Source organism: Nocardia beijingensis NBRC 16342, from assembly GCF_001612785.1.
GTDB lineage: Bacteria > Actinomycetota > Actinomycetes > Mycobacteriales > Mycobacteriaceae > Nocardia > Nocardia beijingensis.
Genome location: NZ_BDBC01000038.1, coordinates 61,140 through 68,191, shown reverse-complemented (window position 1 = coordinate 68,191; position 7,052 = coordinate 61,140). Strand labels below are relative to the sequence as shown.

Annotated in this window: 8 protein-coding genes and 1 pseudogene; 3 read left to right on the top strand and 6 right to left on the bottom strand. The window is 67.6% G+C overall.

Features of this window, described 5'->3' with window-relative positions; all coding sequences use genetic code 11:
• Positions 1–414, bottom strand: a pseudogene (locus NB3_RS34400) (hypothetical protein); the annotation flags it as partial.
• A gap of 120 nt (positions 415–534) precedes the next feature.
• Between NB3_RS34400 and NB3_RS21800 the strand changes: the two are divergent.
• Positions 535–1,533, top strand: a complete 999-nt coding sequence (locus tag NB3_RS21800; protein WP_067806490.1) for an Acg family FMN-binding oxidoreductase — start codon at positions 535–537, stop codon at positions 1,531–1,533.
• 141 nt (positions 1,534–1,674) lie between these two features.
• Here NB3_RS21800 and NB3_RS21795 read toward each other — a convergent pair whose 3' ends face one another.
• Both NB3_RS21795 and NB3_RS21790 read right to left on the bottom strand, forming a co-directional pair.
• Positions 1,675–2,088 (bottom strand): DUF302 domain-containing protein, encoded by a 414-nt coding sequence (locus NB3_RS21795; protein ID WP_067806488.1) that lies wholly within the window; start codon positions 2,086–2,088, stop codon positions 1,675–1,677.
• 23 nt (positions 2,089–2,111) lie between these two features.
• On the bottom strand, positions 2,112–2,381 hold the full coding sequence (locus NB3_RS21790) for a metal-sensitive transcriptional regulator (RefSeq protein WP_067806486.1): 270 nt from the start codon (positions 2,379–2,381) through the stop codon (positions 2,112–2,114).
• A 156-nt stretch (positions 2,382–2,537) separates the two neighbouring features.
• Here NB3_RS21790 and NB3_RS21785 point away from each other — a divergent pair, with 156 nt between their 5' ends.
• Together NB3_RS21785 and NB3_RS36925 are read left to right on the top strand one after the other, a co-directional pair.
• Positions 2,538–3,149 carry a mycothiol-dependent nitroreductase Rv2466c family protein gene (locus NB3_RS21785; protein ID WP_067806483.1) on the top strand — a complete coding sequence of 204 codons (612 nt, stop codon included), beginning with the start codon at positions 2,538–2,540 and terminating at the stop codon, positions 3,147–3,149.
• Entirely contained in the window at positions 3,149–3,325 is a 177-nt protein-coding gene (locus NB3_RS36925) for a DUF8730 family Cys-rich protein (RefSeq protein ID WP_503826328.1), read from the top strand. Before NB3_RS21785 ends, NB3_RS36925 begins: the two co-directional genes overlap by 1 nt.
• Before the next feature lie 254 nt (positions 3,326–3,579).
• Here NB3_RS36925 and NB3_RS21780 read toward each other — a convergent pair whose 3' ends face one another.
• From NB3_RS21780 to NB3_RS21770, 3 genes are read right to left on the bottom strand one after another with little or no spacing between them, the layout of a single operon-like run.
• A complete protein-coding gene (locus NB3_RS21780; protein ID WP_244892021.1) occupies positions 3,580–5,130 on the bottom strand; it encodes an ABC transporter permease in 1,551 nt (516 codons plus the stop codon).
• A complete protein-coding gene (locus tag NB3_RS21775; RefSeq protein ID WP_067806481.1) occupies positions 5,127–6,041 on the bottom strand; it encodes an ABC transporter ATP-binding protein in 915 nt (304 codons plus the stop codon). The genes NB3_RS21780 and NB3_RS21775 overlap by 4 nt, the downstream gene beginning before the upstream one ends.
• A complete protein-coding gene (locus NB3_RS21770; protein WP_067806478.1) occupies positions 6,038–7,039 on the bottom strand; it encodes a 1-phosphofructokinase family hexose kinase in 1,002 nt (333 codons plus the stop codon). The genes NB3_RS21775 and NB3_RS21770 overlap by 4 nt, the downstream gene beginning before the upstream one ends.
• Positions 7,040–7,052 lie beyond the last annotated feature (13 nt).

The following is a 7,052-nucleotide window of genomic DNA, read 5'->3' as shown; positions in this document are numbered from 1 at the left end:
AAGCACCGTTGCAGCAAGTCGACGCTGCCCGCCATCGCCGCGAGGTGAATTCCCTCCGCGGTGGTGCCGCCCTGGATATCGGCGACGTCGGAGCCGAGCACCAACGCACCGACAGCTTCTCCAGCAACTCCGACCGCTCGCGCGGAGCCAGCAGGGCGAGCGCGTCGATCGCGCGCAGATCACCCAAGCCGCCATCCACGTTGGTGTAGGCGTTGTTGTCGATACCGGCCTCGGGCGCGTCCGGATAGCCGGAATGGAACTCCTCGGGGCCACGCCGCGGATCGTGTAGCGGTCGCGCCCGGCGTCGTAGGCCGCCAGGCTGGACCAGAAACGAGCTATCTCCACCCGTAGCTCCGCGCCGCACTCGACGAGAAACTCACCATCGCCGGCGGCCTGGTAGTACTGCTGAACGGACCGACGACTCCCGTCTAGGGGCCTATGTCCAGGCCCTCGGCCGACCGGGGACCGCCTGCGGTGCGATTCGGGACCTACGACTCCTCCGGACACCACCTCTCAATCCCTACCGTGACGGGTATGAACCAGCCACCGCCCGGGGAAACCATCGAGAAGACCGTCTTGCTCGCCGGACGGGCGCCGTCGCTGCACAACAGCCAACCCTGGCACTGGACATTCGACGGACGAACCTTGCGTCTGTTCGCGGTACCCGAACGCATGCTTCCGGCGACGGACACATCCGGCAGGCAGATGCTGATCAGCTGTGGAATCGCTCTGGATCATCTGCGCGCGGCGATGGCCGCCGCGGGCTGGCGCGTCCACGTTGCCCGCTTTCCCGATCCGAACCGCCGCGAACACCTGGCCAATATCACCTTCGAACCGGCTCGCATCGTCACCGAGGGCGACCGTGCTCGCGCCGACGCCATCCTGCGACGGCACACCGACCGGCTGCCGTTCCAGGCGCCGATCGGATGGCCCGACTTCGAAACGGTTCTACGCTCGACCTTCGATCCCTCCGATGCCACGCTCGACGTGCTGGGTGACGACTGCCGCCCCAGCCTCGCGCGCGCCTCGGAGATGAGCGCTGCGCTCCGCCGCTACGATGCCGGATACCATGCCGAATTGCAGTGGTGGACGGGGCATACGATCGGCGACGCGGGTGTGCCCAGCGACGCGCTGATCTCCCAGGAGGAACGGCAGCGAGTCGGCGTGAGGCGCGAGTTCCCGACCACCACCACCGGCGACCGGCGCGGCGAGATCACCGAAGACCATTCGATGATCCTGGTGCTGTCCACCGACCGCGACACACCCGCGGAACTGCTTCGCTGCGGTGAGGTGCTGTCCACTGTGTTACTGGAATGCACGCTCGCAGGCTTCGCGACCTGTCCGTTGACCCACCTGACCGAAGTGCCGAGCAGTCGTGCCGTGGTCCGGGAGTTGACCGGACACTCCGGGCTCCCCCAGGTGTTGATCCGCGTCGGGATCGCACCCGAATCGCAGCCGAACGCTCCGGCGACTGCGCGCAGACCGCTCAGGGAGGTCCTGGACATGCCCGAATCCGACCGGGAGCCCGATTGAGTATCGAGTTCGGTTATCTCCCACGCTCTATTCGAATCCGCAAGAACCAGTGTCGTCGCTGGTCACGGTCGCACGTGCGCGTCTTCAATTCGTTCATTGTCTCCCGCTGAACCAGTACGCAAACGGTCACGCCAGGCTGTGTCAAAGCGCGCGCTCCGCGGTGCTCAGGGAGTCGAGGGCAGCCCGCAGCTTTGCGGCGGCTCGGCTGGCCACAGGTTGCAGAGCTGGTTCCTCCGCAACCTGGACCATCAGTTGCGGATTCATCGCTTCGACGATGACCTCGGAGTCCGAGCCGGGGTTTCGGCGCACGACGACGTTGCAGGGCAGCAGGAGTCCGATCTGCCGGTCGATCTCGACCGCTTCGTGGGCCAAGGGTGGATTGCAGGCGCCGAGGATGAGGTAGTCCTCCATGTTCGCGTCGAGTTTGGCTTTCAGGGTGGCCCGCACGTCGATCTCGGTGAGGACGCCGAATCCTTGCTCACTCAGTGCGGCCCGCGTCCGGTCGACGGCGTCGCCGAAACTGGTGTGCAGTGTGGTGGACAGTCCCAGGTTCATTGTTCGGTCCTTTCATGAGGGAGTCAGGCCAGAGCTAGGAACAGTTTCTCCAGCTCGTCGACAGTCATCTGCTTCTGGCCGTCGACGGATCGGCCCGTAAGGCATTCGCGCAGTCCGGTCGCGACGATCTTGAATCCGGCGCGGTCGAGCGCCCGGGAAACCGCTGCGAGTTGGGTGACCACGTCTTTGCAGTCACGACCCTGCTCGATCATGGCGATGACCCCGGCGAGCTGACCGTGCGCCCTCCGCAGCCTGTTGAGTGTTTCGGTGATCGCTGTTTCGTCGCCGACCATGGTTGCGCCTCCATTCGTTGTGTCTGTCCAGGATACCCATGGGGGTATACCCACGGCGCAAATCACCCGCCCCGGCACCTATGCCCCAGGGGGTATATTGGCTACCAAGGAATATACCCCGCCGGGTATTCGAAACAGTGACGACAGGAGGATTCGGTGGCCGATATCGATCTGTATGTGGATCCTGTGTGCCCATTCGCCTGGGTGGCCGCGCAGTGGCTGCTCGACACTGCGGCCGACAAGCACGCGGTGACCTTGCGACCGATGAGCCTGGCCGTGCTCAACGGCGATCACGATGTCGATGCCGACCACGCCCCGATGATCATCCGCTCGCGGCGGATCGGCCGAGTGTTCGCCGCCGCCGTCCAGCAATACGGCCAGACCGCGTTCACCCCGCTCTACCTCGAGTTGGGTCGGCGGTGGCATGCGGGCGGCCACCACGCCGACGCCGCGATGGCCGCCGCACTGGCCGCGACCGGCTTCGATCACCAGCTGATCGAGGCCCTCGATGACACCCGCTACGATGCCGCGGTCGCCCACGCCCATCACGCCAGCCAAACAGCGCTCGGCGGGCGCAGCGGCAGCCCCATCATCGGCGTCGACGGTCACGTCTTCAGTGGTCCCGTCTTGACCGAGCCACCCCGGCCGGGAGGCGCCCCCGAGCTGCTGGCTGCCATCATCACCGCGGCCACAACGCCAGGATTCGCCGCGCTGCAGCGCCCATACCAGGGCCCGCCCACCTTCGCGGGCACCGCAGGACAGCGCTGATGTGCTCTCCCGTCAAGTGCCGTATCTGCAGCAAGACCACTTGGGTCGGCTGCGGCAGGCACATCGACGCCGTCCGCGCCGCTACCCCGCCGGGCCGGTGGTGCCCCGGCCACGACGATAACCAGGCCCCGAACCGAGCACCCGTACGGGGTCTCCGTCGCTGGTGGCACCGTTGATCCGTCGCGCGGACAATCGCCATCGCACGCCGGGCGCACGTCTCCGCTGCCCGTTGTCGGCGCACCGACCAACCGTGTTCCAGCGAGGGACTCCGGGTAGTCGACAATTCTCGTTGCGCGTCGACGCCGTCGATTGCCCGCCCGACGAGCGACAACGTGTGCGCCAGTGGCGCGGAGGCCTGGTCAATACCCGACGTCGCGGCGGCGAAAACCGGCGGCAGCGAGCATCAGCCCGGCCAGTGCGGTCAGGGTGATCACGAGCATGGGCGTGGCGGTGACGGTGTGCAGCGGGACTTTTTCGGAATGTGGGTGAACGGCGAGGCGTCGTCGAACCAGTCGGGCAGATCGAATGCGGCCGCGAAGAGCAGTGCCACGGCGCAGTAGGCGAAGGCGGCCCACGCCACGGCTACAGACGCTCTCGGAGCCCAGCCGACGCCCAGCGCCGCGACCGCGATCACCCACCAGACCGCTGGTAGGTACTCCAGCGCCACACCGGACATGCGCAAGGCCTGTCCGAAATCGGAGATCGTCCACCCATAGGTCAGACCGACGGCGAAACCACCCACGGCCAGCACGAGTACGCCGCCCCCCAAAGCGACGGCGAGATGGCTGGCCAGCCAGCGATACCTGCTGACCGGAGCGGCCAGCAGCGGCTCGGCCCGTCCCGCGGTCTCCTCCCCATGCGCGCGCAGCACACTGGCGACACCGAACGCGGCGGTGAGCAGCGCGACGATCGACACTGTCAGGGACAGATACGAATTCACCGCGTCGGTCGCTCCGCCGGGAAGGTAGGCGGCGATCTCGGGGTTGTCGGCGAGATAGTCCTCGATGCTCTCGGCGAACGAGCCGTAGGCGGCCCCCAACGCGAATACGCCCACAGTCCATCCGGCCAGCGAACCGCGCTGCAACCGCCAGGCCAGGCCCAGCGGCGAGCCCAACGCCCAAGACGCCGTCGCGGGCCCGGTGCCATAGGGGAGCAGTCCGGCGCCGAAGTCGCGCCGGTCCAGCAGAGCGAACGCCGAACCGGTGAGCGCGACAGACGCGGCGGCGAACAGCAGCACCGTCCACCAGCGGTCGCCGGCGTAGGGGTAGCTGCGCTGGGCCCACCCGATCGGCGATACCCAGGAGGTTGCTCCACTGCCCACATCGCCGATCGCCCGCGCCACGTAGGCGGCCGCCACAGCCAGCCCGACCGCCCCGTAGACGCTGCGCGGATTCTCGAAGATCTGCGCGGCGACGGCGGTGACGGCGGCGAACGTGACACCCACGCCCCCGGTGACCACGCCCAGCAGCAGTGAGCCACCCGCCGGAAGTCCGGTTCCGACAGCGGCGGCGAAGACCACCACAACGACGGCGATATCGGCCAGCCCCGCCAGTGTCAGCGCGGCGACGGCCGGAGCCCGGCGCCCCACCCGCGCCGAGCGGAGCAGTTCCGCTCGCCCGGTCTCCTCGTCCGAGCGAGTATGCCTGCCGACCAGGAACATGTTCATCAACGCGACCACAACCGCCAGATACGCGAGTATCTCGAACACGATCTCTCCGCCAATGCTCGTCAGCAACTGGGTCGGCCCGCCCATGGCGACGGCAGCCGCACTGGCGCTCACCGTCTCGCGCAGCTGCGCGAGTTTCCACGGTGTGTCATAGAAGCGCTGACTACCGACCGACTGCAAGGCGAGCAGCGCGGCGGCGCCGAGCAGCCAGCACGGCAGCGAGAACCGCTCGCGCCATAGCGCGAAACGCAGCAGCGTACCTGCCCCGGAAAGCTCTGCACGCGGTATCGGTCGCGAAATCAGGGCGGTGTTCACCGGTCCTCCTCCCCTGGAGGGGACGAAGCGGCGCCGTAGTGGCGCAGGAAGATGTCCTCGAGCGTGGGCGGCGTGCTGGTGAGGCTACGCACGCCCAGATCGGCGAGTACGCGTGTCACGGCGTCGAGGTGCGCGGTATCGACGTCGAACTTGGCCCGAGTGCCGTTGCGGAGGAGGTCGTGCACGCCCGTCACCGCGTCCAGACCCGTCAACGGCCGAAGGGTTTCGACAGTGATCGTGGTGCGAGTCAGATGCCGCAGCTCGGACAAGGTGCCGCTTTCCACGGTGCGCCCACGCCGGATGATGCTCACCCGATCGCACAGCGCCTCCACCTCGGCCAGAATGTGACTGGACAGCAGGACGGTCCTGCCCTCGTTCTTCGATTCCGCGATACAGCGCTGGAATTCGGCTTCCTTGAGCGGGTCGAGCCCAACGGTCGGTTCATCGAGCAACAGCAGTTCCGCGTCCGAGGCCAGCGCCGCGACAAGCGCGACCTTCTGCCGGTTGCCCCTCGAGTAGGCACGCGCCTTCTGGTGCGGATCGAGATCGAATCGCTCCAGCAATTCGGCGCGGCGACGCTGGTCGACGCCGCCACGCAGACGGCCCATCAAGTCGATCACCTCACCGCCGGTGATACCGGGCCAGAGGAGGACCTCACCTGGCACGTAGGCCAATCGCGCGTGCAAAGCGACCGCGTCCGACCACGGATCACCGCCGAGCAGCCGCACCGTCCCGGAATCCGCACGCAGCAGTCCCAAAAGAATACGAATCGTCGTCGTCTTGCCCGAGCCGTTCGGCCCCAGAAAGCCATGGATCTCACCGCTGCCTACGGTCAGGTCCAGTCCGTCGAGCGCCTTCGCGGGACCGAACGATTTCCTCAGGCCGGCGATGGTGATCGCAGACTCCGTCATCGCGGCGACCGCTCCTGCAGCTGGGTAGCCGCCGGCCGCGCCACGTCGTCGACGTCGGCTGTGGAACCGGTGTCGCGCGGTTGCTGTCGGTACAGCTGCGCGATGTGCTCGCGGCGGCCGGGTCCGGTACCGGTGGTGGCGAGCGCCGCGGTCGCCGCGGCGACACCCAGACGCACCGCCTCGGACAACTCGTACCCCCGCGCCAGACCCACCACGACGCCCCCGACCATCGCATCACCGGCCCCGATTCCACTGCGCACCCGCGCCGGAATAGGCGCGAACCATTCGTGCGAATCCCGCGTCACCACAAGCGCGCCCGCGGCGCCGAGGGACAGCAACACGATCTCCGTCATTCCGGCGGTAATGAGGCGGCGGGCTTGCGCCAGCTGTTCGGCGCGCTCGATCAGCGGATGCCCGGCGTAGTCGCCGAGTTCCCGCGCGCTCGGTTTGATCAGATGGACGCCGCGGCGCACACTGCGCAACGCGTTGCCGGAAGTATCCAGCACCACCCGCACACCCAGGTCGCCGACGAGATCGGTGAGGATCTGGTAGAAGTCCGCGGACGCACCCGGCGGGAGAGTGCCACTAGCCACGAGATAATCCGCGCCGAGCACAGCGCGTTCGACCTCGGCCAAGCAGCGATGCTGTTCCGGATCGGTCAGCCGAGGGCCCGGAAAAACGAACCGATACTGCTCCTCGCTCGACGTCTCGGTGACCGAGAGACTCTCCCGGGTCGATTCGGCCACCTGCACCGGCCGCGGCGGCACGCCGGTGTCGCGCACCAACTGCTCCAACAGCCGGCCGGGCGGGCCGCCCATGGGGAACACCGCCGTCACCTCGGCACCCAGTTCGGCCACCGTGCGCGCGACGTTGATGCCGCCGCCACCAGGGTCGTAGCGTGGTGTCGCGCAACGCATCTTGTCCGTCGGCACCACCTTGGCCACCCGTGTCGCGAGATCGATCGCGGGGTTCATCGTCAAAGTCACGATCCGGCCCATGGAAGCCTCCTCG

Coding starts and splice junctions, on each gene's coding strand:
- NB3_RS21800 (WP_067806490.1), top strand. CDS start 535: ATGAACCAGCCACCGCCCGGGGAAACCATCGAGAAGACCGTCTTGCTC.
- NB3_RS21795 (WP_067806488.1), bottom strand. CDS start 2,088: ATGAACCTGGGACTGTCCACCACACTGCACACCAGTTTCGGCGACGCC.
- NB3_RS21790 (WP_067806486.1), bottom strand. CDS start 2,381: ATGGTCGGCGACGAAACAGCGATCACCGAAACACTCAACAGGCTGCGG.
- NB3_RS36925 (WP_503826328.1), top strand. CDS start 3,149: ATGTGCTCTCCCGTCAAGTGCCGTATCTGCAGCAAGACCACTTGGGTC.
- NB3_RS21775 (WP_067806481.1), bottom strand. CDS start 6,041: ATGACGGAGTCTGCGATCACCATCGCCGGCCTGAGGAAATCGTTCGGT.
- NB3_RS21770 (WP_067806478.1), bottom strand. CDS start 7,039: ATGGGCCGGATCGTGACTTTGACGATGAACCCCGCGATCGATCTCGCG.